Annotated in this window: 2 protein-coding genes; both read right to left on the minus strand. The window is 74.6% G+C overall.

Going from position 1 to position 1,156, the window contains the following annotated elements:
* On the minus strand, window positions 1-773 hold a 773-nt coding region (locus ACLWS4_RS37095), incomplete at its 3' end, for a trehalase-like domain-containing protein (RefSeq protein WP_416876435.1).
* A gap of 176 nt (window positions 774-949) precedes the next feature.
* A partial coding sequence (locus ACLWS4_RS37100; protein ID WP_416876436.1) for a hypothetical protein occupies window positions 950-1,156 on the minus strand: 207 nt, incomplete at its 5' end.

A 1,156-nucleotide genomic window follows, 5' to 3' on the forward strand; every position in this document is an offset into this window, starting at 1 on the left:
GCGGGCAGCGAGGTGGTCGGGGCCGCGACCGCGGCGCCGCCGAGGTCGCACAGGCCCTTGAGGGTGAGCGCCGACCGCAGGACGGCGTCCCGGTTGGGGCCGTCGTAGGTGCAGGCGGACGCCCACCGCGTCCAGTACCGCTTGGTCTCCTCCAGCACGGTGGTGTCCGCCGGCGGGGCGGGCGCCGGGCTGCCGGTGGACGTCCACGTCAGCGCGAAGACCAGGCTCTGCCCGGCCTTCAGCGGCGTGTCGCAGGAGGCGGACCCGCCCAGGTTGACGGTGTGGCGGGGCCCGTCCAGCCAGTACGTGTCGCTCCCGGCGGTCACGCGCAGCCGGGGCGTGCCGTAGTTGGCTTCGTGAAGGGCGGGGGTGAGGGAGCCGTAGCCGGGGCGGGGCCGGAAGTTCGAGGCCAGGCGTACCGTGCCGCTGCGGCAGGTGGCGATGCGCACGACCGTCGGCGGCGCGTACCCGGTGGCGTCCGGGGCGGGCAGGAGGTCGACCACCTCCAGCACGCCGCTTCCGGTGTCCCAGGTCTGTTCGACGGCGAGGGTGTCGCCGACGTAGCGCCGCCGGCTCTCGGGCGGCGTGTTGGTGTACCTGGCCGGGCCGAGGCGCCAGAATCCGGCCGAGGGGGTGCCGAGGAGGCTGGCGAAGACCGCTGCGGAGTCGAAGCCCGGCAGGCACAGCCACGTCATCGTGCCGTCGGGTCGGGTGAGGGCTGCGGTGCGTGTGTTGCTGAGGAAGGCGTGTTCCTCGATCAGCGGGTCGGGCATGCTTGAACTCCTGTGGCGGGATGGTCGGTTGGCGGGGTTGCGGCCCTAACCCGGACGGCCGCCATGGGTGGTGCGTGTGGTGCGGTGCGCGTGAGCGCGGTGTGCTCGCCGGGGCGCTGCCACGGCGATCCGCAACGGGCCTCTTGCGGGCCCGTCGCAGCGAGTGGTGCGTCCGGTCACCGAGCGGGGACGGCCTCGCGTCCAGGGCGGCCGGTGGGCAGGGATTCCGCGCCGACCAGCCGCAGCGCCGGGAGGCGTCCCCGGTCGTGCTGGTCGCGGGTCAGGTGGAACAGCGTCCAGCCGTTCCAGTTCCCGGCGCGGGCGGTGAGGCCGTCGTGGCTGGTCCCGGTGCCCCAGATCATCTCGCCGGGCGTGGCCAGGAG

Source organism: Kitasatospora sp. SC0581 (assembly GCF_048159585.1).
GTDB lineage: Bacteria > Actinomycetota > Actinomycetes > Streptomycetales > Streptomycetaceae > Kitasatospora.